At 39.3% G+C, this 26051-nt stretch carries 16 protein-coding genes; 13 read left to right on the top strand and 3 right to left on the bottom strand.

What is annotated here, in order from left to right:
• Window positions 1–184 precede the first annotated feature (184 nt).
• The 6 genes from glcT (at window position 185) to ABE099_RS11140 (ending at window position 6078) form a co-directional block, all read left to right on the top strand.
• Window positions 185–1030, top strand: coding sequence for a glucose PTS transporter transcription antiterminator GlcT (gene glcT, locus ABE099_RS11165; protein ID WP_430030304.1), 846 nt, complete (start codon window positions 185–187; stop codon window positions 1028–1030).
• A gap of 329 nt (window positions 1031–1359) precedes the next feature.
• Window positions 1360–1635, top strand: coding sequence for a PTS transporter subunit EIIB (locus ABE099_RS11160; RefSeq protein WP_210088490.1), 276 nt, complete (start codon window positions 1360–1362; stop codon window positions 1633–1635).
• Window positions 1636–1742: 107 nt separating this feature from the next.
• Complete coding sequence (locus ABE099_RS11155) at window positions 1743–2018, top strand: HPr family phosphocarrier protein (protein ID WP_210088489.1); 276 nt, start codon at window positions 1743–1745, stop codon at window positions 2016–2018.
• Complete coding sequence (gene ptsP / locus ABE099_RS11150) at window positions 2011–3723, top strand: phosphoenolpyruvate--protein phosphotransferase (RefSeq protein WP_430030301.1); 1713 nt, start codon at window positions 2011–2013, stop codon at window positions 3721–3723. The genes ABE099_RS11155 and ptsP overlap by 8 nt, the downstream gene beginning before the upstream one ends.
• 281 nt (window positions 3724–4004) lie before the next feature.
• On the top strand, window positions 4005–4529 hold the full coding sequence (locus tag ABE099_RS11145; RefSeq protein WP_430030583.1) for a GNAT family N-acetyltransferase: 525 nt from the start codon (window positions 4005–4007) through the stop codon (window positions 4527–4529).
• A gap of 16 nt (window positions 4530–4545) precedes the next feature.
• Window positions 4546–6078, top strand: a complete 1533-nt coding sequence (locus ABE099_RS11140; RefSeq protein WP_430030298.1) for a Ppx/GppA phosphatase family protein — start codon at window positions 4546–4548, stop codon at window positions 6076–6078.
• Here the strand turns inward: ABE099_RS11140 and ppk1 are convergent.
• Window positions 6038–8140, bottom strand: coding sequence for a polyphosphate kinase 1 (gene ppk1, locus ABE099_RS11135; RefSeq protein ID WP_430030296.1), 2103 nt, complete (start codon window positions 8138–8140; stop codon window positions 6038–6040). The genes ABE099_RS11140 and ppk1 overlap by 41 nt on opposite strands.
• Before the next feature lie 194 nt (window positions 8141–8334).
• Here ppk1 and ABE099_RS11130 point away from each other — a divergent pair, with 194 nt between their 5' ends.
• From ABE099_RS11130 to ABE099_RS11105, 6 genes are all read left to right on the top strand, one after another.
• Window positions 8335–9063, top strand: coding sequence for a DsbA family protein (locus tag ABE099_RS11130; RefSeq protein ID WP_430030293.1), 729 nt, complete (start codon window positions 8335–8337; stop codon window positions 9061–9063).
• A 638-nt stretch (window positions 9064–9701) separates the two neighbouring features.
• Window positions 9702–11096: an extracellular solute-binding protein gene (locus tag ABE099_RS11125; RefSeq protein ID WP_430030290.1), complete on the top strand. Its 1395-nt coding sequence runs from the start codon at window positions 9702–9704 to the stop codon at window positions 11094–11096.
• Window positions 11097–11125: 29 nt separating this feature from the next.
• On the top strand, window positions 11126–12100 hold the full coding sequence (locus ABE099_RS11120) for a carbohydrate ABC transporter permease (RefSeq protein ID WP_430030287.1): 975 nt from the start codon (window positions 11126–11128) through the stop codon (window positions 12098–12100).
• Entirely contained in the window at window positions 12097–12969 is an 873-nt protein-coding gene (locus ABE099_RS11115; protein WP_430030284.1) for a carbohydrate ABC transporter permease, read from the top strand. The genes ABE099_RS11120 and ABE099_RS11115 overlap by 4 nt, the downstream gene beginning before the upstream one ends.
• 47 nt (window positions 12970–13016) lie before the next feature.
• On the top strand, window positions 13017–17627 hold the full coding sequence (locus tag ABE099_RS11110) for an Ig-like domain-containing protein (protein ID WP_430030282.1): 4611 nt from the start codon (window positions 13017–13019) through the stop codon (window positions 17625–17627).
• A gap of 96 nt (window positions 17628–17723) precedes the next feature.
• Window positions 17724–19697, top strand: a complete 1974-nt coding sequence (locus tag ABE099_RS11105; protein ID WP_430030279.1) for a glycoside hydrolase family 127 protein — start codon at window positions 17724–17726, stop codon at window positions 19695–19697.
• 110 nt (window positions 19698–19807) lie between these two features.
• Here the strand turns inward: ABE099_RS11105 and ABE099_RS11100 are convergent, their stop codons facing one another.
• Window positions 19808–20698 (bottom strand): AraC family transcriptional regulator, encoded by an 891-nt coding sequence (locus ABE099_RS11100; protein ID WP_430030277.1) that lies wholly within the window; start codon window positions 20696–20698, stop codon window positions 19808–19810.
• 216 nt (window positions 20699–20914) lie between these two features.
• On the opposite strand from ABE099_RS11100, the gene ABE099_RS11095 reads away from it, so the two are divergent.
• Window positions 20915–25081, top strand: a complete 4167-nt coding sequence (locus ABE099_RS11095) for a WIAG-tail domain (protein WP_430030275.1) — start codon at window positions 20915–20917, stop codon at window positions 25079–25081.
• Between the two features lie 179 nt (window positions 25082–25260).
• Here ABE099_RS11095 and kduD read toward each other — a convergent pair whose 3' ends face one another.
• Complete coding sequence (gene kduD / locus ABE099_RS11090; protein WP_430030272.1) at window positions 25261–26013, bottom strand: 2-dehydro-3-deoxy-D-gluconate 5-dehydrogenase KduD; 753 nt, start codon at window positions 26011–26013, stop codon at window positions 25261–25263.
• Between the last annotated feature and the right edge of the window lie 38 nt (window positions 26014–26051).

Here is a 26051-nt window from a genome sequence, read left to right as displayed (position 1 = left end):
GAAATTAGTGAGTATTATGATAGGTTAGTATTACTCGTATGAAGCGTTCGGTAAAACCGAGCGCTTCTATTTATCTATAGAATACTGGTATTGCTATAGTAGAATGATTTATAATATGAATTATTGAGCCTGCTACGCTTCAGGTCTATGACATTATGAAATTGTATGCAGAAAGGGTAACGCTATGAAAAGCCTGCACGTAAAAAAGGCATTAAATAATAATGTTATTATCGGTAACCATCCTGATCATGGTGAGGTTGTGGTAATTGGTAAAGGCATCGGGTTTAATGCTAAATCAGGAGATCAGCTCTCTTTACAATCCATAGAGAAATTATTCATACTCACCAATGAACAGGAACGGAAGCAATATATCCAGCTCCTGCCCGAAATCGATGAGAAATTGATTGAGGTTATTGGAGAAGTGGTTATGTATATTTCTCAGAAGACACAAACAGAATTAAACGAACATATTCATATTGCGTTAACCGATCATATTGCGTTTGCGTTGAAGCGATTAGAGCAAGATATTGTATTCCATAATCCATTTCTATTTGAAACCCAAGAAATATACCCTGTTGAATTTGAATTTGCTAAGTATGCAATTGATTTAATTCATGAAAAGATGGGTGTGGACCTAGGAGAAGACGAAATTGGTTTTGTAGCCTTACATATTCATAGTGGTCTTACTAACCGCCATATTAATGAGGTAAGGGAGCATACCCAACTGATTGCAGATTTAGTGGGTCTAATTGAACAAGAGCTTGAATTTACAATTGATAAGACTTCGCTTGATTTTTCTCGTTTGCTTACTCATTTGCGTTTTGCGATTGAACGTGTTCGTAGAGGAGAGCAGGTCAGCGATATGGGGAAACTGGAAAGTATTTTAGAACAGGAATATCCAACCTTGCATACGCTTGCTGTGAAGTTAACCAAGTTAATGGAGACACGTTTGAGTCTTGCTGTCTATCAAGCAGAAGTGAGTTATCTGATTGTACACTTACACCGTGTCGCACCAAAAGGGACACACTGATTTTCAAGGAAGTAAAAGATTAATCTATAAGTTAAGTATTAAGTGTTGAATCTGAATTATAGATTTGTTATACTGCTAATTAAGTAAGACAACAAAATAGTTCAATGTGTTACTGATTCGATCAGGCATGAGTTGTTTAAGTATTGGTTTATATGATCACTTTTGGGGTATTATATCCATATAAAGTGTTGATATTTCCATGCTTTATTCGCTTATGCCTTTTTTGCATGTATTCAGAACGTTGTTGTTTTAATGTATGGCAAAACGTTATCTAGTCTTATCAAGTTGACGTGCTTGCTCCACTGGGAATAGAGGCAAGGAGAACGCATATGAATAAAATTTTATTAGATGCACGGATTGCTGAGCTTGGTATGGATGAGTTTGTTTTTCGTATTTTTGAGGCTTTGGGAGGAAAAGCTAATGTTATCGCAGTGGATTCCTGCATGACAAGGCTTAGGACGACCTTACAAAACCGAAATGATTTTAGTACAGAAAAACTAACTGCATTAGGTGCCTTTGCCGTATTTGATATGGGAGATCAATTACATATTATGTTTGGTCTGGAGTCCTATCAAATTATGAAGGTGATGGAAAAGCTTATTTAATGCAACATCTTAAATGCCATCTCGTAAGAGGACAGCTAATTTGATTTTTTCAAATTGCTTAACTTGAACTTCCCCAACAAAAACTAATGAAAAGAGAGTGACTAAATATGGAAAGAACATTTAAAATTACTGATGAAGATGGTATCCACGCACGTCCAGCAACAGCGATCGTAAACACAGCTGGTAAATTCAAAAATGCTGAAAGCTTTGCAGAGGCTGGCGGTAAAAAAGTAACCCTTAAATCCATCCTAGGTGTGTTATCTTTGGGCTTGGAGCAAGGTGATACAATCAAAATTATGACTGAAGGCGACGAAGCTGAAGCAGCTCTTCAAGCATTAACAGATGTAATCGTCAAGGAAGGTTTGGGCGAAGTTCATGCTTAATATTACCGGTATTGCGGCATCTTCTGGTGTAGCAATCGCTCCAGCTTTCAAACTGGAACATCCCGATTTTACAGTAACTAAGCGTGAAGTAGCAGATTCAGCTGCTGAATTAGCTCGTTTGGAGGATGCTCTAACGAAATCAAGACAAGAGCTTGAGAGTATTAAAGAGCGTACACTACAAGAGCTTGGTGAAAAGAAAGCTGAAATTTTTGCTTCTCATTTGCTTATTCTGGATGACCCAGAATTGCTTACACCTGTTCAAGACAAAATTGCAAATGAAAAAGTATGCGCTGAGTTCGCTTTGAATGAAACGGCTCAAGAGTTTATCTCCATGTTCGAAAACATGAAAAGTGCATATTTACAAGAACGTGCAGCTGACATGCGTGATGTAACAAAACGTGTTTTAATTCATTTGTTAGGTCTTTCTTATGTTAATCCTGCTGAAATTAGCAATGAAGTTATTGTAGTTGCAGAAGATTTAACTCCTTCTGATACTGCACAATTAAACCGTAAATACGTTAAAGGCTTTACAACAAACATCGGAGGTAGAACTTCTCACTCTGCGATTATGGCAAGATCTTTGGAAATTCCTGCGGTTGTAGGGACAAAAGATGTGCTTGAGCAAGTGAAGGACGGCGACCTTGTAATTGTAGATGGCTTGGAAGGAACAGTGATCATTAATCCTGATGCTGAGACTGTAAAGCAATACGAAGCTAAACGTGACGCTCATTTACGTCAAATTGAAGAGTGGAGACTTCTTCGTGAAGAACCAACGACTTCAAAGGATGGCGTACATGTAGAGCTTGCGGGTAACATTGGTACACCTAACGATGTAGAAGGTGTTAACGATAATGGTGGCGAAGCTGTTGGCTTGTATCGTACAGAATTTTTGTACATGGGTCGTACAGAAATGCCTAACGAAGAAGTACAATTTAATGCTTACAAAACAGTATTAGAGCGTATGGAAGGAAAACCAGTCGTTGTTCGTACTTTAGATATCGGTGGAGATAAGGAGCTTCCTTATCTTGATATGCCTAAAGAAATGAACCCATTCCTTGGTTTCCGTGCAGTTCGTTTGTGCTTAGATCGTACAGATATTTTCTCAACACAACTTCGTGCTTTACTTCGTGCTAGTGTATATGGCAACTTGCGTATTATGTTCCCGATGATTGCTACATTAGACGAGTTCCGTCAAGCTAAAGCTTTACTTATGGAAGAAAAAGCGAAGCTTATTGCTGAAGGTATCGAGGTATCTGACAACATCGAGATTGGAATCATGGTAGAAATTCCTGCTACAGCGGTTCTTGCAGATCAATTTGCCAAGGAAGTTGATTTCTTCTCTATTGGTACAAATGATTTGATTCAATATACGATGGCGGCTGACCGTATGAATGAGCGTGTTTCTTATTTGTATCAGCCATACAATCCATCCATTTTGCGCTTAGTTAAAATGGTTATCGATGCTGCTCATAAAGAAGGTCGTTGGGCTGGTATGTGTGGAGAAATGGCAGGCGATACAACTGCGATTCCTTTATTGCTAGGTCTTGGACTTGATGAGTTTAGTATGAGTGCAACTTCCATTTTACCTGCTCGTTCTTTAATCTCTAAGCTTTCTAAAGCGGAGATGGAAGAGCTAGCAGCACAAGCATTGCAAAAATCGACAGCTCAAGAGGTTGTTGAATTAGTGAGAGCAATTAAACTTTAAGATTATATATAATTTTAAGTTTAATTTCTTTAATATTTATGTAGTTCAGTTTTATTTATCGTTATTTGTTTTATGCGAATTTAAGTTTTCTCCGTTATTGAAGGTTATCCCGTTTATTCCTAGGAATAAATGGGGTAGCCCTTTTTTGTTTTACTTTGATTTATCCAGCCAACAACATATAATGAAAGTAATATTTTATCCAAAACAAACAAAATGGGTTATCTACAATGGTCTTAGGGAGGACGGGGATCCTAATCGTGGATATTGGGGAAACGACAATAATGAGCACTGAAAGACTAATTTTAAGATTATTTCAAAAATCTGATGCAAAAACAGTGGTTACTCTCTGTAACAATTATAATATTTATAAAAGCACGTTGTATTTGCCGTATCCGTATCATATAAAAGATGCTCTAACTTGGATCGCAACCCATTACGATAACTTTATTAATGATAAATTATATGAATTTGCTATAACTGATAAGCAAACAGGAGAAGTGGTTGGAGCAATTGCACTAAGTAACAATAAACTCTTTAATCATGGAGAACTAGCTTATTGGATCGGTGAGCCATATTGGGGAAGAGGATATGCTACCGAGGCATCTCAAGCGGTATTACAATTTGCTTTTAAGGAAATAAAACTAAATAAAGTATTTGCACGTTATTTTTCTTCTAATATTGGTTCAGGAAAAGTTATGGAGAAAATAGGTATGAAGCAAGAGGGAATCTTTAAGGAACATATTGTGAAAGAAGGCAAGTATGTGGATTTAGTATATTACGGAATACTGGAGAAGGAAGCAAATTAAAGTAAGGAGAAATGTTATGCATGATAGCCAGACTACCTTAGGCGTTATGGACATCGGGTCCAACTCGATTCGTTTAGCGGTATATGAAGTGACGGATTCTAAAGCGTATCGCTTAATTTATGAAAATAAGGAATCTGCTCGATTAAGTCAAAAGATCAATGAGGATGGTGCAATTTCACATCAGGACATTTTAACGATTACACCTATTTTGGCGCAATTTGGCCTGATTTGTAAGAAGTATGGTTGTCATGAGGTGATTGTAGCGGCAACTGCCGCCATACGTAATGCCACAAATCAAGAGCAAATCATTAAAGTGATCTATGAGGAAACAGGGCTAAAGGTAAAAGTGTTAACGGGTGAACAAGAAGCGTATTATGGATTTCTTGGTGTAGTGAGTACGATGGATATTAATGATGGCTTTATTATAGATATCGGTGGGGGAAGCAGTGAAATTACGTTGTTCCGTCATCGTAAGGTCGTTTCCAGCGTATCCTTACCCCTTGGTGCTGTAAATGGGCAAGAACAGTATAGCAAGGATGGCGTGTGGGATGAACAAAGCATCAAAGCGTTACAAGCAAAGGTAACACAATTAATAACTCCCCATGCTTGGATAAAAAACAATCCACATTTGCCGTTAATCGGTCTCGGTGGAACCTCGCGTACGCTCGCTAAAATGGATCAACGTCGAGTCGACTATCCGATGAATGTGGCACATTATTATAAAATTGAAGGAAATAGCTTAAAGCATTATGAAAAGTTGTTGCCAGAGCTTCCTTTAGAGAAACGTAAGGCAATCGATGGCTTAGCAAAATCTAGAGCTGACATTATTGTGCCAGGTATTATTATTTTGAATACGATTTATAATTACATTCATGCCGAGTACTATTTAGTAAGTGGGACTGGGTTAAGAGAAGGCTTAATGCTTGAAGCGGAAAAAATCTCTGTTCCTGCTAAAGGCGAAGTGGTTCCTTTTCAAATTAAAAATATATTGGCGTTTGATAACTCCAGTTCAAAAGAACATGGTGAACAGGTGCAGCACAATGCCGAGCTGTTATACGAGTCATTGTATTCGTTAGGAAATAATAACCGTGATGATGAAATTTTGTTGTATACAGCTGCGAAGCTATATCAGATTGGGATGAATATTCGATATCATCAATACGATAAGCATACCTTTTATTGGCTGACTCATGTTCCGATGATTGGTTTGGATCATCATCAGGCTTTGATCTGTGCTTGTATTTCAAGTGGAATGATGCCTAACAAAAAGGCACTAGCTACTTATAAAAGCATGTTAAATGGAGAGGACTTTGATCAAATCGAGCGACTAAGCACTATTTTACAGCTTGCGATTGCACTTGATGTAAGTCGAACCCAATCGTTAGAGGTAGAGCATGTTGTACGTAATGAAGATACACTCACCTTACGATTGCTTGCAAAACAAGAAGCTCCCTTGGAGCTAAGGGAGCTTGAAGGTTTAACAAAAAGCTTTAAAAAAGCTTGGGGTGTTAATCTAAAGGTAAAGCTTGAACCTTCTTCCATGCCTTAATATCTAACGCATCAAATTGACTTCGGCAAGGTGGTGCCTGATTCGTGATTTTCTCATATTTTCCATTTGGTAGCAGCTTTTTTGCTTTGACGTTATCTTTCAGTGATAACAACAAAATACCGATGATTGTGTCTCGTGTATACTCGTTATGGACGGGACACATCAATTCTAATCTACGTGTAAGATTCCGCGTCATCCAATCCGCACTAGATAGCCAAATTTCTGGTTCCCCTCCATTTTCAAAGTAGTAAATACGTGAATGCTCTAAAAAACGATCCACAATACTCCTTACTGTAATCCGTTCACTTAACCCCTCTACACCTGGGCGTAAGCAGCATACGCCTCGAATGATAAGCTCGATATTTACACCTTGCTGTGAGGCTACGTATAGCTTGTCTATCATTTCTGGACTGGATAATGAATTCATTTTTGCAATAATTTTTGCAGGTCGACCTGCTGCTGCATGTTCTGCTTCACGCGAGATCAGCTCAAATAGCTTGTCCGTCATATTGGTTGGTGCAGGGGTTAGCGATTGCCAGTGATCCGCAGTAGAATACCCTGTAATTAAATTAAATAGCTCTGAGGCATCTTCACCAATTGCCTTATCCGTCGTAAATAAACCGATATCGGTATACAAGGTAGCAGTAATATCGTTATAGTTGCCTGTCCCCACATGTACATAACGCTTGAGCTGATTGCCTTCTTGCCTTACAACAAGCAAGATTTTAGCATGGGTTTTTAAGCCAACTAAGCCATAAACGACGTGACAACCTGCTTTCTCTAGCGTTCTCGCCCACGCAATGTTTCGTTCCTCATCAAATCTTGCTTTTAGTTCAACTACTACAGTAACCTGTTTGCCCATTTCAGCGGCTAACGCTAAGGCACGAATTAAGGGTGAGTTCCCACTGACACGATATAACGTCATTTTAATCGCCATAACGCTAGGATCTTCAGATGCTTTTGTAATGAAATCAGTTACGGCGTCAAAGCTTTCATAAGGGTGGTACACTAATACATCCTTTTCAGTTAACACCTCAAAAAAGTCATCATTCTCCTCAAATTCAATAGGGTATTGTGGCTCAAGCTGAGGAAATCGTAAACGGGAGTAGCCTTTTAGCATCCCTGGCAGCTTGCCCAGAAATCTTAAATCTAACGGCCCATCGATTTCAAAAATTGTATCCTTAATTTCAAATTCGTCAAATAACATTTCCATTGCAAAGGGATGAATATCCTTTTGAATTTCCAGTCGAACGGGTGCACCCCAACGACGCTTGCGTAATTCCTTTTCAATCTCCTCTAGTAAATCCTCTGCACCTTCCTCATCAATGCTCAAATCTGCATTACGTGTTAATCTAAATTGATGTGCAGCTACAGGCGTATAACCATTAAACAACGTCTGCATATGATGACGGATTAATTCATCTATTAAGATAAACGATTGCTTTTTACTCGTAGAATGATGAGGTAAGGCAAGAAGCCGTGGTAAATTCGAAGGGATTTGTATAATTGCAAAAAAAGGCTCCTCAAGATTTTGTGAATGGCTAGTGGATAGAGGTTCTAATACAACCGCGAAATAAACAAAACCAGTATGAACAAGTGGGAAGGGACGACTTTGATCCACTGCCATCGGTGTAAGCACCGGGAAAATAATATCGTGGTAATACTTTTCTGTATAACGTTGTTGTGTAGCATTTAAATCCTCAATATTTAAAATCATGATGTTTTCTTTACTCAGTTGTCTTACTAATTCTCGAAATGTACGGTATTGCTCCGTAACCATGGTGGAAGTACGAGAAATGATTCTTTTATATAATCCTGATGGTGTATAGCCGGAGAAATCTTTTTTGGTATAGCCAGCACGAATCTGATCTTGAATTCCTGCTACACGCACACTCATAAATTCATCCAGATTACTAGAGACGATGGAAAGAAATTTCAGTCGCTCCAACAGTGGTGTGCTGATATCTTTGGCTTCAAGCAATACACGTCGGTTGAATTCAATCCAACTTAAATCACGATTTAAATAGGTGGGATGAGTATTTTTTAATTCTGTATCTGTCATGCGCGTTTGACCTCCGATAACGAATATGACCGTTTTAATATAGGCTTTATCATTTTAGACATACCCTAGTATAGTCTTAACATTTCTAAGTTAATAACGTTTTTTGTTAACGCAGTGTAAAATTTGCAAAATGAAATCTTGACTTAACAAATATTTGTAACTAGAATGGTTGCAGACAAAGTAAAATGATATAAATGAAAGGTAGGAATGATATGCCTCCTAAGAAAAAAAGTAATGTTATGGCACAGCGCAAGGCAGAAGCGATCCAGCAACAGAAAAAACAGAAAACTAGACGTATTATTTGGTTTTCTACCATTGGAGTCGTATTGCTAGGACTGATCATCGTACTTGTAATTCAGACAAATAAGGCAGATGCTTTTGATTATAATAACTTACCTCGTTTAGGAGCAGCAGATGCCAAGGTGAAAATTGTAGACTTTTCAGATTTAAAATGTCCAAGCTGTAAAGTATTTAATGAATCTGTAAAGCCACACATTTATGATGATTATATTGCACAAGGTAAAGTAGCACTTTATTATGTTCATTTTCCTTTTCTTTATGAAGATTCTACAACGGCAGCGTTAGCTGCACAAGCGGTTTATCGTCAAAATCCTGACGCTACCTGGAAGTACATTGATTTGATCTTTAAAAATCAAGGTGAAGTGAAAAAAGTATGGGCAACGACAGATTTTTTAGTTAAGCTTGCAGGCGAGGCAGATGCTTCCTTAGACCTTGAGCAGCTAAGAAAAGATATCGATAACCAAACCTACGCTAAAGAGGTACAAGCTCAATATGATTTAGGAGACAAGCTTAATATCGGGGGAACCCCAACACTATTTATGAATGGAAAAGAAGTTGGCGAGGCGGAATCTGAGGATTATAGTAAATTACAGCCTTTGATTGAAGCTGAGCTTAAAAAATAAAAAATGAGTGGTTGACAAAGATGGAGATGGAAGGCTACAAAACAGAGGGTTCTTCCGATCGTTGTTAAAACCAGATTTCTTAGTATCCGTGTAATTTGTTGTTGAAATCTGGTTTTAAATACGAACGTTCCACTTCTCCAGAATCCCCCTTTTTTTCGCTTGTTGGGTCGTTTGTCAACCACTAATTTAAGTGAAAACAAACATAAATTATTAAAATATAAATACCGTTTTTAATCAGGGTTCTTGCCCTCGGTTAAAGGCGGTTTTTTATTTAGGAAACCTTTTTTAAAGGTTCAATCTTGAAATCAGTGCTTGACAGCCAACCCGTACTAGCGGAGGGACAGAGAGATTCTGAAGATTGTCTTTAAAATCAAATTCCGCCAAAATACTTACTCCAATAAAAAGGAATATGATTTTAACAACAATCGTAAGAACTCTCTGTATCGTAGCTACCAGCCCCTATGGCTGTCAAATACTGATTTATAAAAGAGCCTTTTTAAAAGGTTGAAATATTTAAAATTATGGTTGCAATTCAGAATTCCCTTATATTTCTTAAATGGTATCATATTTTATGTAAGCGGTTTCTTTTTTGTTTGGAAAAGTATACACCATTGACTTAAGAACAAGGGGGAAAAGACATGAAGTGGTTTAAAAAGATGGTTAGTGTAGCATTATGTATCACCTTGATTGGATTAGTATTGGCTGGATGTGGGAGTACATCGAACCAAAACAGCAAAACAAATAAGACTGCGAATTCTACGGATGACAAGGAAGCATCAGAAATTACACTAGAATTGTTGTATTGGGGAGATGATGTTCAGAAGAGGCTTGTTGAAGAAACATTGGCGCGTTATACAGCCGATACTGGGGTTAAAGTGAATGCACAGGTTTTACCTGCGGATGGTAGCTTTGACACCTTCATTCAAACAAGGCTTGAATCAAAGCAATTACCTGATATTAGCTATATGGGTGAAGCAGATATACAGAAATATAACGAAATGGGGATTCTGGCTGACATTAGCGACATGCTGGAAGATGGTAGCATTCCCGCTAAATTAGATGCCATAACGATTCATTCCCCAGAAAATAAAGTGATTGGTGTTGGCTTATCTAATCAACTTGAATTGATGTTTTATAGTAAATCTAAATTTGATGCTGCGGGCATTCCGTATCCGCCTTCTAAAGTAGAGGATGCTTGGGATTGGGCAACCTTTGTAAAAAATGCACAGCTACTTACGACAGATACTAAAGGAAATCATGCTGGAGATCCCGCCTTTAATGCAGCTTTGACAGAAAATTATGGCGTTGGTTTTACGGCTGGTCGTGAGTTTCATCATTTTTGGGCTGCTTATGCTAACGGTGGTGGGGTTGTATCTCCAGATGGCAAGCAATTTTTATGGGATTCTGACAAGTCTGTGCAAGGGATTCAAAATATTGCGGATTTAATTCAAAAGGATAAAGTCACCTCCTCATTTAGTTATACATGGAATTCTGGAATCGGATCAGCGATTGATGCGTTAGCAGGTGGATATGCCATGGTCATTAGTGGCTCATGGGACTTAGCCAATATTAATGGCAATGACGATATTGGTGTAGGTGTGTTACCTAAGATGGAAAAGGCAGTGACGATGAACTGTGGTGCACCACTTGTTGTTTATAATACCTCCAAGCATATTGAGGAAGCGAAAAAACTGTACGCGTATTTGGTGAATCCGGAAAATAGCTTAGATTTACTAAAAACAGGAGCATGGCTGCCTAATCAGGCGGATTGGTATACAGAACCAACATTAATTGAGAAATGGACGGCTGAGCTTCCTGTAAGTGCAAAGGAAACCATTCTTAGCTATTCCAATACAAAAGATGCAATTGTACAATGGCCTGCTTATTATGTTCCTGCCTACATTAAAATGAACACAAAATATGAGCAAAATATTGACCAAGTGCTTGCAGGTAAAAAAACAGCACAAGCGATGTTTAATGAAACGATGCCTAGCATTAAGCAGCTATGGGAAAGTGGCTCTGTTTCTGAATAACTTGGCGGAAAGGGTTAATGACGATGCAAATGGAGACTGAAATAAAGAAGACGAACCTTCCAGTTAAAAGGCAGATGAGAGGGACGAGAAAAGAGGCATTGGCAGGCTATTTATTTGCTGCTCCTGCGATTTTAGGCTTCTTAATTTTAACGTTATATCCGATGATTGCCAGTTTAGTGTATAGCTTTCATAAAATAACGATCGTCAATGGTGCTCAGGTCATGAAGTGGATTGGGCTTGATAATTTTAAATATTTATTTTCCAATCCAAACTCTGAATTTCAAAAATCGATGATAGTAACCTTAGTCTATTCATTTATTAATGTTATCTTGGTCATTACCTTTTGCTTAATCATCTCTTTACTGCTGAATCGTAAGTTTATTGGACGCAATTTATTAAGGGGAGTCTTTTTTCTCCCCTCTGTCATTCCGATGCTTGCAACGACAATTGTGTGGCAGATGTTGTTACAAAATCAGGCAAAGGGTGGGTTAATTAATTGGTTGCTTCTCAAGCTAGGCACAACACCAATCGACTTTTTAAATGATCCGTATCATATTTTTGGAACGTTATTTTTGATGAGCTTATGGACGTGTGGAGGCACGATTGTTGTTTTTATAGCGACTTTACAGGATGTTCCTGGAGAGTTGCTTGAAGCGATCGAAATGGATGGGGGAAATGCTTGGCATAAATTTCAGAAGGTGACGTATCCAACGATTAAGCCTGTCCTCTTTTTCCAGTTAATTATGTGTATGATGACCTCGATCCAAATATATACGCAAAGTGTGGTTTTATCGCGAAATGGAGCGCCAGATCGGATGACCTATTTCATTAATGTGATGATTTATGATCATTCATTTGTACAGACAGGAATGCGTGGTCTTGCCTCTGCTGAGGCTTGGGTAGTCTTTGTGGTCACTTTGCTCATTACCACTGTATTGTTTTATTTCCAAGGAGCACTAAAAAGAGACGATAGTATGGGTAAGAAGCGGAGGGGGAGAAAATGACCACGATAACAGGTACAGCAAGTATATCCAGAGCGAAAACAAAAGGGAAGATGATTCATGTGTTGTTAATCGCCTTGTCTTGTATGTTGGGCTTAGTGATGGCTTTCCCGTTATATTGGCTATTGCGTGGTGCATTTGTGAGTCATAGTGAAATTTTAGCGAGACCCCCTGTGTTTTGGCCAGCTATATTAAACTTTGACAATTTTAAACTCGCATTAGGTAGAATCGATTTTTCGCGTCAGCTATGGAATTCGGTATCGATTGTTGTTCCTTATGTCATTGGCAACATGATTACAACTAGCTTTGCAGGGTACGCATTTGCGAAGCTACGTTTTCCGATGCGGGGCATCTGGTTCATGTTAGTCATTAGCACAATGATGTTACCCAGTGCAGTGACCTTGTTACCCCAATACTCCTTATTCACGTCACTTGGACTTGCTGGAAAAACAGCACTAATTATTCCTGCGTTCTTTTGTGCAGGGGGAAATGCTTATTTTGTGTTTTTGTTACGTCAATTTTTTATGACCATTCCAGATGAACTACTCGAAGCCTCAAAAATAGATGGAGCAGGTTACTTTAAAATCTATTTAAAAATTATGTTGCCGTTAATTAAGCCAGCGATGATTGTGGTTGCTTTATTTAGCTTTATTAACTGCTGGAATGACTTCTTTTATACGATGATTTACTTAAAAACAGAAGCGGATTACACCTTGCCAATGGGATTATATATTGTGAACGGAATGCGGATTCCAAACTATGAGCAGGTGATGGCTTTAGCTTTCATCGTGACTGCACCTTGTCTATTATTCTTTTTTATTGGTAACAAGTATTTTGTTGAGGGGATCACTTTAACTGGCATTAAGGGATAACACAATAAAACAATAAAACAATATCAAGGAAAAAGGAGGCATTATGTATGAAAAGTAAGCCTTGGCTGAGGAAAAGTCTAAAAAAAAGTATGAGAAAAAGTATAGCGATCATTGGATGTATCGCACTTGCAACAAGCTTAGTTCCAGCATCAACATCAGCAAACTATACGACAAGCTATGAAATGCCAGGGGTAGGCCACGATCATGGTACGGCACAATGGAATGATAGTAATGTATTTGTAAAAGAGGGTGTTGATTTTAGTAGTGAAACGGTAGGGCAAATGATGAAGCAGATTGAAGGCTTTGATTTTGCTGCATTTGCAGACAATCATCAAAACCTACCTTGGTTAGATGAGCTGCTAGTGAACAAAGGGGTTATTCCTGACGATATTGCAGATGAAGGTTCCGCAAATACGTTATTTAGCCGAGGAAGCGCCCTTTATATGAAAAGTCAGGACAATTCTAAGCTTGGTTTTGTTGGACAGGTGCATTATGCAGATACTTTAAATCAAGACAAAATGTATGAGATTAGCTTATCTACTGGGGCGGTGACCGAAAATAAAGCAGAGCGTAAAAACTATCCAAGTCATGGAAACTATACTTACAGTAGTGGGGCATTACAAATTAATCAGCAGAAATTTATTACCTATGGCAATAGTGCCGTTACCTTGTTGGAATTCACAAATCCAAGTAGTCAGCCTATTACTTTTACGCTAACCGTAAAATCTCCCTTTGTAAACAAAGTGGATGGGGAGGAGCTAATTGGAGAGCGTGTTGCGGCACCATTAATGATTAGTACAGAGGGTGCTAAGGTTGTAAAAGCAATGTCCTATGTAGATGTACATTTAAGTGGAAATGGGTTAAATCCAGTGGAGCAATCCAAAGCATTAACAAAGGAAATCACCGTGCCAAGCAACGGTAAAATAGAGCAACGTGTAGTGATGGGCTGGTTAGCCGAGGAAATCCCTGCGTCCAAAACAGAATATGAGCAGTGGAAGGAGATGCCAAGCAATGCCGCTTCGTTTGAAGCACAGGTGAAAGCCTATAATGCGTGGTGGGCGGACAACATTCCTTATATTGATATTCCTGACGAAAATGTAAAGAAAGTGCTTTATTATCGGTGGTGGTGTAATCGCTTTAACATATTAGATGCTAACATACCGGGTAATGATTGGCAGTTTCCGATGAATATGGAGGGCGTGTTAGGCTACAACAATGGGATTACGGTAAGTGTACCTTGGGCTCTACAGGATTTGAAATGGCTTCGCAACCCTGCTTATGCTTATGGGACATGGCTCGCTCAAGGCGAATATTCTGAAAATAAAAATTATAAAAATAATCCAGGTCGTCCTAATATTTGGACTTGGGATATGATGCAAAATACGTCTCAGGTTGGCTGGGAGGCTTATAAAATTTATGGTGGCGGCAATAAAATACTGAAGAAATTTGCCGATATTGCAGCAAATGATGTGACAGGCACATTGGCTCATTTTAAAGGGACAGATCCTTCGCTTGTTTATTATAATCACGGTCCAATGACAGGTAATGATGGGGATACTGTGTCTATGCATTGGAATGGTGGCGGTAACTACGCAAGGCTAGATGGTTCTGCAACTACGTATGGCAATGCGGTGGCAACTGCTGAAATGTACCAAGAGCTAGGTGAAACAAGCAATGCCAGTAATATGGAAACGATTAGTGATCAAATACGTCAATCGATCTTAACTAAAATGTGGTTTGATGGTAACGACTTTGATGGCGATGGTAAGCCAGATAGTAATGGTCAAGGTAGCTTTTTACACAAAAAAACGGTAGGTGGTCAAGACGTTTTTGTGCCTTGGCGTGATAACAATCTATTTGTGTTTAATTTTGGGGTTGTACCTACTGCACTTGAAGCTAACTATGAAGCTAAATATTTAAGTCAGCTTGCAGACTATGGCGATCCGAACTATTATCCTATTTTTCCTTTCTTTACAGCAGATCAGCATAGCATTATGAAACGGGTTCAGGATTATGTAGATGGAAAAACCAATGCGTATGGAACTGACCAATTTGCTTGGTGTAATTTTGGCAATTATATTAATACGATTACGGCTTCATTAAGACAATATCCTGTGCAAAATATTAACGCAGATACGTATAAGCAATTGTTTGATTGGGGTGCTTGGTTACACACTGTTGAGCCGGGGAATACCGATCATTTAGATTCAAATGAATTTTTCTGGCTAGAGGATTATTACTTTGGTACACCTTGGACTAAAGATAATCCACCTAATCCAAGCGGAAAAATGGTTAGAGCATGGATACACCATGATACGTTAGGGATGATGAATTATACGGTAATGGAGGATATCGCAGGCCTGCGGCCACGTACGGATGAGAAAATTGAGTTGTGGCCAATAGGCATCAATTATGATTATTTTGCGGTAGACAATGTACGTTATCATGATGCTGATCTTTCTATTGTATGGCAAGACCCTGCAAAGTTCAGTCAACAACCTCATTATGAAGGCATTCCAGCAGGGTTCTCCTTATTTATAAATGGTGAGCGCGTAATGACCACAAATGAGCTGTCTCATGTTATTTTTGATACGGCTACTGGGAAGGTGATCTTGCCAGAGGGAGATATTGTGGGTGCTGTCGGCAGTAATGCTGAGACAGAAGTGATTTATGAGAAGGGAAGTAGTGTCACGTTAGCGAGTGCAAGTGCTACTTCATTATCAAGCGTATCCAAAGTAGTAGACATGTTCAATAAAGCAGGGATTGATATTGTTCATCATGGTACCAATCTAGCTACGTTACCAACGACGCAGATTACATCTACTTATATTAAGCAAGGCTCTGATCTTGCCGCATTAGTGGATGGTTCGACCATTGCATCAACAAAGCATACTTCAAATACAGCGTTATTTGGGGGATCACCCAATAGGGAAGATACGATTACGTTTAATTTTGAAGAACCTCAAATGCTAGATAACGTTAAGGTATATTTTTTTAATGATCGTTTGCAAGCAGGGTACGGCACACCACAACAATTTGGTGTGGAGTATTTAGCTCAGGATGGGGTAACTTGGAGACCCGTTGAAGGGCAATTCCGTTATCCAGAGCTGATTGCATCTAACTATAATGATGTGCAGTTTACTGCTGTAAATACAGCTGCAATTCGTATTACTGTGACACATAGTCTGGAATTTGCAACAGGAATTAAAGAAATTCAAATTTACAATAACCAACTCGCAAATGTACAACCAGCGGTAAATCAAGCGCCACGGATACTGTTAGAGCGAACGACTTATGCAGTAGGAGAAGGGGAAGAAATTAAGTTAATCCCTACAATTTATGACGATGGTTTGCCTAATGGGAAATTAACATATCAATGGAGTAAAGTGTCAGGAGAAGGAGAGCCAGAACAGCTTGATGTGAATGAGCCGATTTTTAAGGCTGTATTCCCTGCGGTTGGCAAGTATGTGTATAGACTAACAGTAAGTGATGGCGAGTTATCTTCATCCATTGATATTGAATTTAATGTTGCTGTGGCCACACAGGATATTGAAAACATGCTTGCTCCATATGCTTCACGTGATGGTGGGAAAATTGTTCGTAACGGGGATGACTTTACGAGTGAATCATGGGCTGCATTGGAGGAAGCGATTGGGCAAGCGAAGGCATTACTTGCAACAGAAAACTATACTGCGGAGCAAATCAATGCTGCTCGCACAGCTCTACAGTCAGCAATTTCAGGCCTAAAGTATAAAAATCTAGCCTTGCTAGCTAATGCGAGCACATCTTATGTGTCCCCTTGGGAATCGTTAAAGGGTATTAATGATGGATTTATTCCTTACACATCTGGGAATATCGGTAAGCCAGAGGATGAAGTACAATATGGCAACTGGGCAGATGCCGCAGACCAGCATTTTCTCCAATATGAATGGAGTCAACCTGTAAAACTATCACAGAGCTCGATCTATTTTTTTGACGATGGTGGAGGTGTTCAGCTTCCTGCTGATTATACCATTCAATATTGGGATGATCGTCTTAAAGATTTTACGCCGGTTGCTAATGTACAGGGAAAAACGATTCAGAAAAACAGCTTTAATACGGTAAGTTTTGATGAAATAACAACAACGAGACTTCGTCTTGTATTGGTAAGGCAACCCTCCGTTTGGACGGGAGTTAAGGAGTGGCGTGTCTGGGGCTCGCAAGCGATTGGTAGAACTGACATTATAAGCGCTGAAAATGTTGAGGTGGATACCATTGTAGGTACCTTGCCTACCTTGCCTGACAAAGTGAAGGTGACCTATTCTGACCATACTATAGGATTTGCTGATGTAACGTGGAATGAAGTCCCATTTAATGAAGTCACAACGGCTCATACATTTCAGGTGATAGGCAAAATAGGGGGAACCTCAATCAATGCAACGTGTCTAGTTACAGTGAAATATGATAAGCGTGAGTTAGTCACAGCCATTGAGCAAGCCAACGAGATAGTAGAGAATAAGGCACAATATGAAGCGACGGAACAGCAATGGGAAAGCCTTGAGTTAGCTTTAGCACAAGCAAATCAGGTTAATGAACGGGCTTCTGCTACAGAAGGTGAGATTACGAGTGCATTACAGCAGCTTCAAGCAGCAATTTTGGTAATTCAGCAAGTTAATTAAGGCGCCTTAGAAGCTTTTTATCTAGTGGGTTATTCAGTGGTTAAAAAGGTGACGCTTTAAAATTGACTAACAAATTTGGAGAGGAGCTTCACTGTCATGACGCTAACTAATACGTTAAGTAATATGTCCAAACCCCCACTTCATCAAGTTAAAATTATTGATGCGTTCTGGGGTTATTATATCAATCTGATTAGAGAGGTTGTTGTACCCTATCAATGGGAGGCGTTAAATGATCGGGTAGAAAATGCGGAGCGTAGTGGTGCGGTAAATAATTTTAAAATAGCTGCAGGTCTTGCGGAGGGTGAGTTTTATGGCATGGTATTTCAAGATAGTGATGTTGCAAAATGGCTAGAGGCAGTAGCATATTTGCTACATGTTCAACCTGACCCTAAGCTTGAGGAAATCGCAGATGAAATGATAGATATTGTTGCTTTAGCTCAACATGAGGATGGCTATTTAAATACGTATTATACTTTGAAGGAGCCAAAAGGAAGGTGGAGCAATTTAGAAGAATGCCATGAACTGTATTGTGCAGGACATATGATTGAAGCAGGTGTAGCTTATTATCGAGCTACAGGCAAAAGAAACCTTCTTAATGTCGTGAGCCGGTTTGCAGATTATATTGATAGTGTGTTTGGCCCAGAAGCAGGGCGTTTGCAAGGATATGACGGACATCAGGAAATTGAACTGGCGTTAGTTAAGTTATATGAAGTGACTGAAAATGAGCGTTACCTTTTGCTTAGCCAATACTTTTTGAGTGAACGAGGGCAATCACCAAGCTTTTATGCTGAGCAGCTAGAGCAACGTGGTGGACAACGTCACTTTTATCCAGACCATACGTCCATTGATTTAGCATATAGTCAAAGCCATAAGCCTGTAGTGGAGCAGGATACAGCGATAGGACATGCGGTTAGATTAGTGTATATGCTAACTGGAATGATTGATGTGGCTAACCAAACTGGAGATCGAAAGCTATTAAAAGCTGCTAAACGACTATGGGAAAATATTGTACATCGTCAAATGTATATTACAGGTGGCATCGGTTCAATGGTGCATGGGGAAGCCTTTTCTTATGACTATGACTTACCCAATGATACAGTTTATGCCGAAACCTGTGCGTCGATTGGCTTGATTTTTGCTGCACAACGAATGCTTATGATTGAGCCGAATGCCGAATATGGGGATGTGCTAGAACGAGCTTTATACAATACAGTTGTCGCAGGTATGTCTAGGGATGGCAAGCATTTCTTTTATGTGAATCCACTTGAAGTAAATCCTTGCTCATGTGGGGGAGCGAATCACAATTATGATCATGTGAAGCCTGTTCGACAAGAATGGTTTGGCTGCGCCTGTTGTCCGCCTAATGTGGCTAGATTGATATCTTCATTGGGAGAATATGTTTATACAGTTCAAGAAGATATCATTTATCAGCATTTATATATTGGTGGGGAAGCCAATTTAGTAGTTGGAGGCACGCCTGTATTGCTCCAGTCAAACTCCAATTATCCATGGGAGGGAGAGATTACTCTTACTGTTACACCACAGCAAGCCTGTGTATTTACATTAGCGCTTCGTATTCCACAGTGGTGTAAGCAATTTACCATTATAATAAATGGGGAGGAAATTAAACAGGATCAGCTTACAACAGTTGCAGGTTATGCTCAAATTACACGCCAATGGCAGCAAGGCGATCAGGTGACGCTAAAGCTGGATATGCCAGTGATGCGTATGCATAGTCATCCACATGTTCGTGGAAATATTGGCAAGGTTGCCATTCAGCGAGGCCCCTTCGTATATTGTCTAGAACAAGTCGATAATGGTGCCCACATACATGAAATCGTAGTACCACAAGATGCCGAGCTAACGCCTCGTCATGACGAGCGGTTACTCGGGGGAGTTACGGTGATTGAAGGGAAGGGATATCGAATAAAAGAAGGTGCATGGTCAGGGGAATTGTATAGTGATGAGCCCTTACCTGAGCATACTGAGACACATGTTAAGTTTATTCCTTATTACGCATGGGCAAATCGTGGTGAAAATGAAATGAGTGTATGGGTGAGAGAAAAATAACTTGATGTATTAAAAGTATAACTAGGGTGAGCAGATAACTCATTGCTTAAACTATGATTAGATGAGGATTCTCTTATTTATAATAAATAAGTAGGATCCTCATTGAATTTCTAAGCCATATTCGTATATTTGCGTCTAAAATTACTTGGTGAAATCCCCTCTCTACGTACAAAGCAAGAAGAAAAATAAGAGACATGATGGAAGCCTACCTCTTCAGCAACTTTAGCAACTTGCCAATTCGTTTGTAATAACAACTTTTTTGCTTGTTCAATGCGATAATACTGCAAATATTCTATAGGTGTCATGCCATATACCTTGAGCATATTTTTAGCTAAATAATTAGGATGATAATTTAATTCTTTATGTAGGATGGCATTACTAATTTCACGCTGATAGTTACAATGAATAAACCACTCAATTTTTTCTGCTAATTGAATCGCGGTTGTATCTGAAAGTGAAGCAAGCTCTGAATCCAAATGCTGTAACAAGCGTTGAAAAGTAGATTGTCTTTTCCAATTTCTCAACGACTTTGGCTCCTGCTCTAATTGGTGAAGGAACTGAATATCCTCCAAGCTTTTTCTAGAGAGCTTCATATATTTTGGAATAAAAATAGAATTAACATCACAATGATTTAAATAAGCATTTTTTTTATGGTTTGCAATCAGTGAAGGTTGATTTTCTAAGCAATCATCCATGGAGGAACCTTCTCTCCAGCTTCCAAACGTTTGAAAATGAATCCACGTAATTTCTGTTTCCTCTTGACAGGAAAGAGTACCATAATGACTACAATCAGGTCTTAAAATAAGCAACTCTCCCTTTTGCACACGCCACTCCTTTTCATTTTCTCCCACAGCCAAGCTTCCTTTCGTAACTGCGATTAGATCAAATACACCAATACAGCTTCGATAAACATGCCTTTCACCACGGGCATATTTCGCATGACCATAGTCTATAAAATATGGGATTGGGGGGGTTATAAAATGCAGAATAGGTGATTGCATAGCTGCCTCCTAGTGTTTAAGAAAGGTTAAGTGCCATGTTTCTATAGTTGAATCCATCTTACCACTAACAATGTATCCAAATAAACCGCTTTCTTTCTATATGTTTAATCTTGAATGAGCTGTCAGACACACCCTAATTATTTGCTTGTGACAACAGCCTACTTACACGCATATGATAAGCTAGCAGATTAAACGACGACAAAAGGAGAGAACGTTGTGAAGAAAAAAACGTCCTATTCGTCACATAAAAAGAAAAAAACTCTTTATCATGTGGACGATCCTGAAATGAATGAGCTTTTGTTGCTTGAGAAGCGTAAAAGTAGTTCTAATCCACAGACTACGTTACAAGCACAAATTGCCAGTCTTACAGAAAGTGTAGTGTTGGATGAAACGAAGGAGAATGAACATCAATTAGAAAAAGATGAGCCAAAAAGTATTCAAGTAAGTATTAATGAAGTAAAAACGAATAAAGTATTGCAAAATGGAGGAAAGGATAGCGAACAACAGGATGACAAAATAAAAGTGAAGCAGGATCATAAAGTGAGTGATGAGGTAACAGAAGCTAGCTCGCTAGATAATCAAGTGACTGCTGAGGAGGTTTTAAGTGAGCGTAACCCCGTTTATCCCACTAAGCAGGCTGTCATTTATAGCGATGATCTTGTGGATGCTAGCATAACGACAGAAAAAATAGCCCCCTTTGCGATTGATGGGACTAAAATTAAGCATGGCTCTATTGGAACGGCATGGCTTGCCGATTATTCAGTTCAAAGCATTAAATTAGGTGAAGCCTCGGTCACCTCGTCTAAAATTGCACCTAACTCTATTTCTTCACAACATATTAACGAGGATGCAATTGAAGGCAAAATGATTCGTAATGACTCAATTACGGGAGATCAACTTCAAGATGGTAGTATTACATCCCAAAAGCTAGCGGATGGCGTTATAGATGGGGATAAGTTAGCAAAAGGATCGATCGAATCTAAACATTTAAAGGAATGGATTGTCACTACTGACTTAATCCAAGATCAAGCTGTAACTGGGGAAAAAATTCAAAGTGGTGTTATTCATTCTGTTCATCTTGCCAACGACATTATTGATAATGCCAAATTAAGAGATCAATCGGTCACAGCTTCAAAAATTAAAGATGATTCAATTACAGGGAGTAAGCTACAAAAAGGTACGATTGAAGCGGAGCATCTTGCTCCAAATGCCATTCAAGCCACCCATTTGGCTCCAAATAGTATTGGAAAAGATCAATTGGCAGAGGGTAGTGTTGGTGTAAAGCAACTTGAAACGGGTTCTGTGAATTCTGTACATCTTGAAAATAACATTATTGAAGCTAGACATATAGTTGAAGGTGCGATTGAAGGATACCATTTAAAAGAAGGTACAATTACAAGCGCGCAAATTGCTACCGGTGAAATTAAGGGAAATCATTTAGTGGATCGTAGTGTATCCGCAAGTAAATTAGCTGATCAATCTGTAGGAACCATTCAACTTATTGAACAATCTGTTACCTCATCCAAAATTGCTGATCAAAGTATTTTATCTAAAAAAATTGCGGATGCAGCAGTGCTAACTCATCACTTGGATAAAGAAGTGGTCACTAGTGAGAAATTGGCAAGTGGAAGCATAACCTCCAAACATCTGCAAAATGAAGTGATATTAAATCAGCACATTGCAGATGGCAGTATTAATGAATTTAAGCTAGAAGAAGGCAGCATTACATCCAATAGCTTAGCAGAAGAAGCTGTGCAGGCTAGTAACATTGGGCGTGGGCAGGTTCTAGGTATGCACATAGCACCAGGTGTAATTGGTGAGGAGCATTTGGCGGATGCCAGTGTTAGCGCTGAAACGTTACAAAAAGGAGCTGTTCGTGAAGAACATCTTGCAAAAGAAAGTATATCCTCACAACACTTAAGAGATTATACGGTAACTTCATTGAAGCTTTCACCAGAAAGTATTACGAGTGATAAAATAAATGATTCTGCGATTACGACCTCGAAATTAGCAGAAGGCAGTGTTACTTCTAATAAAATTATGAATGATTCCATTCAAGCTAAGCATGTTCAGGATGGGAGCATTAATAATCAACATCTTGCAGAAGGCAGTGTAGATAGCAATAAGCTGGCGAAGCAAGTCATTCTCGGACAACATTTAACAAAAGAGGTTATCAAAGAAGAACATCTTGCAGATGGCAGTGTGACCACTTTTAAAATTGAAGAAGGAAGTATTACAAGCAGTAGGTTAGCAGACGGAGCAGTAAGTGCTGGGCATATTGGAAATCATCAAATTACAGCTAACCATGTGAAGCCAGGTGTGATTGGGGAAAAGCATTTAGCTGATCATTGTATAAGTGGGGCTAAGCTCCAAGCGGGTGCTGTAAATGAAGAACATTTGGCGAATGAAGCGATATTTTCACAGCATCTACAGGATTACGCAGTTACGGCTCTTAAACTATCTCCAGAAAGTGTAACGAGTGATAAAATAAACGATTTGGCTGTTACATCAAATAAACTCGCAGAAGGTAGTGTGACTTCATCTAAAATTTTACCTTCTTCCATCCAAGCTACGCACCTGCACGAGGACATTATTGATACAAAGCATCTTAAAGATCAAAGTGTTACGACGAAAAAATTGGATGAAAATATTATTCGATCATGGCATATTACAGATGATGCAGTCCAAAGTAATCATCTTGCCAATGGGAGTGTGACAGGAGAAAAGCTGGCTGAAGCCAGTGTCACTAACGACACTCTTGCCAATCAAAGTGTGACTGAAACTAAAATAGCAAGTGGTTCAATTCAAGCACATCATATAGTATCAGGTGCTATTACGAGTGAAGCTTTAGAAGAAGGGATTATCCAAGGCCACCATCTTGCAGATCATGAGATTGAGAAGAAAAGTTTATCGTTACAGCTCCTAAAGGAGGGCTTATTGCCAACTGAGGGTGTGAATGAACAGCAAATTGCTCCGTTAGCAATTAATCGCTCACATTTACAAAATAATATTGTAGATCAAGCTATACTGCAGGATGAGGCTGTTCAAACTCGTCATCTTAAAGATCAGAGTGTCACGGGTAAAAAGCTGGATGAAAATATTATTCGATCATGGCATATCACAGATGATGCAGTCCAAAGTAATCATCTTGCCAACGGGAGTGTGACAGGAGAAAAGCTGGCTGAAGCCAGTGTCACTAATGCGAGCCTAGCTAATCAAAGTGTGACTGAAACTAAAATAGCAAGTGGTTCAATTCAAGCACATCATATCGCACCAGGTGCTATTACGAGTGAAGCGCTAGAAGAAGGGATTATCCAAGGCCACCATCTTGCAGATTTTGAGATCGAGAAGAAAAATTTATCCCTACAATTGCAAGGAGAGGGCTTGTTACCTGCTGGTGGTATAAATGAACGCCAGATTGCCCCATTATCGATTAACCGCACGCATTTACAAAATAATATTGTGGACCAAAGTGTGTTGCAGGAGGGCGCAGTCCAAACACGTCATTTAAATGACAAGAGTATAACAAGTAGCAAGCTTAGTGACAACGTCATTGGTTCTGATCATATTAGTGAAGAAGCTATTCAACAAAAACACATTGCGGATGGCAGTATTACTACAGAGAAGCTGGCATTTGGCAGTGTAACAGCAGCTACATTAGCGAATCAAAGTATAACTGAAGGTAAAATTGCCCAATATGCGATTCAATCTCATCATATTGCTCCATCTGCGATTACGAGTGAAGCACTGGGCGAAGAGATTATTGGCTATGATCATATTGCACCTAACGAAATCAGCAAAAAGCATCTCTCGCTTGAGTTGTTACAAGAAGGGCTACTTCCGTTAGGTGGAATTAATGAACAACAGATTAGACCGGCATCCATCACACGTGCCCATTTACAAGAAGATATCGTGGATCAGAGTGTATTGAAGGAAGATTCGGTGGGGGCGAATCAACTTCAAATGGATGCAGTGCAAAGTGAGCATTTGGCAGCTCGTTCTGTATGTGGATATCATTTAGCAGAACAGGTTATTGATTCTACACATATTCAACCTGGATCAATTAGTTCTGTGCAATTGCAGGAAACACCTGTTCATACACTAAAGGGAAAACCAGCTCTTCAACAATTTGGGATGGTACCATTCTTACATCAAAATACAGCAACAGCTTCAGAACTCGTCATTCAATTTGAACAGCCTTTTGAGCATTCACAATATGTGTTAGTTGCCATGTCTAATCATCCTAGCTATTATGTCACACTAAAAGAACAATCTACCCATTCAGCCACACTTACACTTTCCCGTATAAATACCTTCCATATTGAGGGGAATGGTTTTGGGTTCATATCTTGGATTGCAATTGGGGCAACCTCTGATAAATGAATTTAATCCATACTTGATAACGATGCGCAAATGGGGATTGGTTGTCAAGTTCTGATATTAAAAAAGAGCCGACTGGTTACCCAGCCTGTTTGATCCAAAGGATTAACAGGCTGGCGATACAGTACGACTCTTTTTTATTTCTATACAGATATATTTAACCCAGATACCTAACTTAAATATTAGCGAGCCATCCAGCCACCATCAACGCATAAGATATGCCCATTTAAGTAATCAGAAGCTGTTGAAGCTAAGAAAATGGCAGGACCTTTAACATCATCTGGTGTTCCCCAACGACCTGCAGGGATACGTTCGGTAATCGACGAAGTGCGGTTTTCGTCTTGGCGAATAGGTGCCGTGTTGTCTGTTACCATGTAGCCTGGAGCAATACCGTTAATTTGGATGCCGCTACTTGCCCATTCATTAGCTAGAGCCTTTGTTATCCCTGCGATACCATGTTTACTTGCAGTATAGCCTGGAACGTTAATTCCGCCCTGATAGGAAAGCATCGAGCAGATGTTAATAATTTTACCACTTCCTCTTTCAAGCATATGTCTACCAGCAAGCTGGGATAGTAAAAATACAGTGTTTAAGTTTAAATTAATGACATCAAACCAGTCCTGTGCACTGTGATCCTTAGCAGGCGCACGGCGAATAATACCCGCATTATTCACTAAAATATCGATTTGTCCTGTTAGTTTAAGCGCTTTCTCAAACAGATCACCAAGCTGACTATGATCGCTTAAATCGGCTTCAATGCTAAGCCCTTTCACACCGTGAGCTGTTGCACGCTTTATTGTATCTTCACTTGAAGACAAGGAGGCGGATACGATGTTAGCCCCAGCTTCAGCCAGTGCTAGTGCAATGCCTTGTCCAAGCCCACCTGATCCACCAGTGACAAGTGCAGTTTTGCCTGATAAATTAAATAAGTCCAATTTAGTCACTCCTTAGAATAAATATTGACTCGTAATAA

The organism is Paenibacillus turicensis, assembly GCF_050461185.1.
Classification (GTDB): Bacteria; Bacillota; Bacilli; order Paenibacillales; family Paenibacillaceae; genus Fontibacillus; species Fontibacillus turicensis_A.
Note: the sequence above shows the minus strand (reverse complement) of the source record. Positions and strands in the feature narration are given on the sequence as shown.

What these genes read in the sequence shown, in the direction of transcription:
- ABE099_RS11140 (WP_430030298.1), top strand. Translation starts at nt 4,546, where the DNA reads ATGCATGATAGCCAGACTACCTTAGGCGTTATGGACATCGGGTCCAAC.
- glcT (WP_430030304.1), top strand. Translation starts at nt 185, where the DNA reads ATGAAAAGCCTGCACGTAAAAAAGGCATTAAATAATAATGTTATTATC.
- ABE099_RS11155 (WP_210088489.1), top strand. Translation starts at nt 1,743, where the DNA reads ATGGAAAGAACATTTAAAATTACTGATGAAGATGGTATCCACGCACGT.
- ABE099_RS11125 (WP_430030290.1), top strand. Translation starts at nt 9,702, where the DNA reads ATGAAGTGGTTTAAAAAGATGGTTAGTGTAGCATTATGTATCACCTTG.
- ABE099_RS11100 (WP_430030277.1), bottom strand. Translation starts at nt 20,698, where the DNA reads ATGCAATCACCTATTCTGCATTTTATAACCCCCCCAATCCCATATTTT.
- ABE099_RS11130 (WP_430030293.1), top strand. Translation starts at nt 8,335, where the DNA reads ATGAAAGGTAGGAATGATATGCCTCCTAAGAAAAAAAGTAATGTTATG.
- ABE099_RS11115 (WP_430030284.1), top strand. Translation starts at nt 12,097, where the DNA reads ATGACCACGATAACAGGTACAGCAAGTATATCCAGAGCGAAAACAAAA.
- ABE099_RS11145 (WP_430030583.1), top strand. Translation starts at nt 4,005, where the DNA reads ATGAGCACTGAAAGACTAATTTTAAGATTATTTCAAAAATCTGATGCA.
- ABE099_RS11160 (WP_210088490.1), top strand. Translation starts at nt 1,360, where the DNA reads ATGAATAAAATTTTATTAGATGCACGGATTGCTGAGCTTGGTATGGAT.
- ppk1 (WP_430030296.1), bottom strand. Translation starts at nt 8,140, where the DNA reads ATGACAGATACAGAATTAAAAAATACTCATCCCACCTATTTAAATCGT.
- ABE099_RS11105 (WP_430030279.1), top strand. Translation starts at nt 17,724, where the DNA reads ATGACGCTAACTAATACGTTAAGTAATATGTCCAAACCCCCACTTCAT.
- ABE099_RS11120 (WP_430030287.1), top strand. Translation starts at nt 11,126, where the DNA reads ATGGAGACTGAAATAAAGAAGACGAACCTTCCAGTTAAAAGGCAGATG.
- ptsP (WP_430030301.1), top strand. Translation starts at nt 2,011, where the DNA reads ATGCTTAATATTACCGGTATTGCGGCATCTTCTGGTGTAGCAATCGCT.
- ABE099_RS11110 (WP_430030282.1), top strand. Translation starts at nt 13,017, where the DNA reads ATGAAAAGTAAGCCTTGGCTGAGGAAAAGTCTAAAAAAAAGTATGAGA.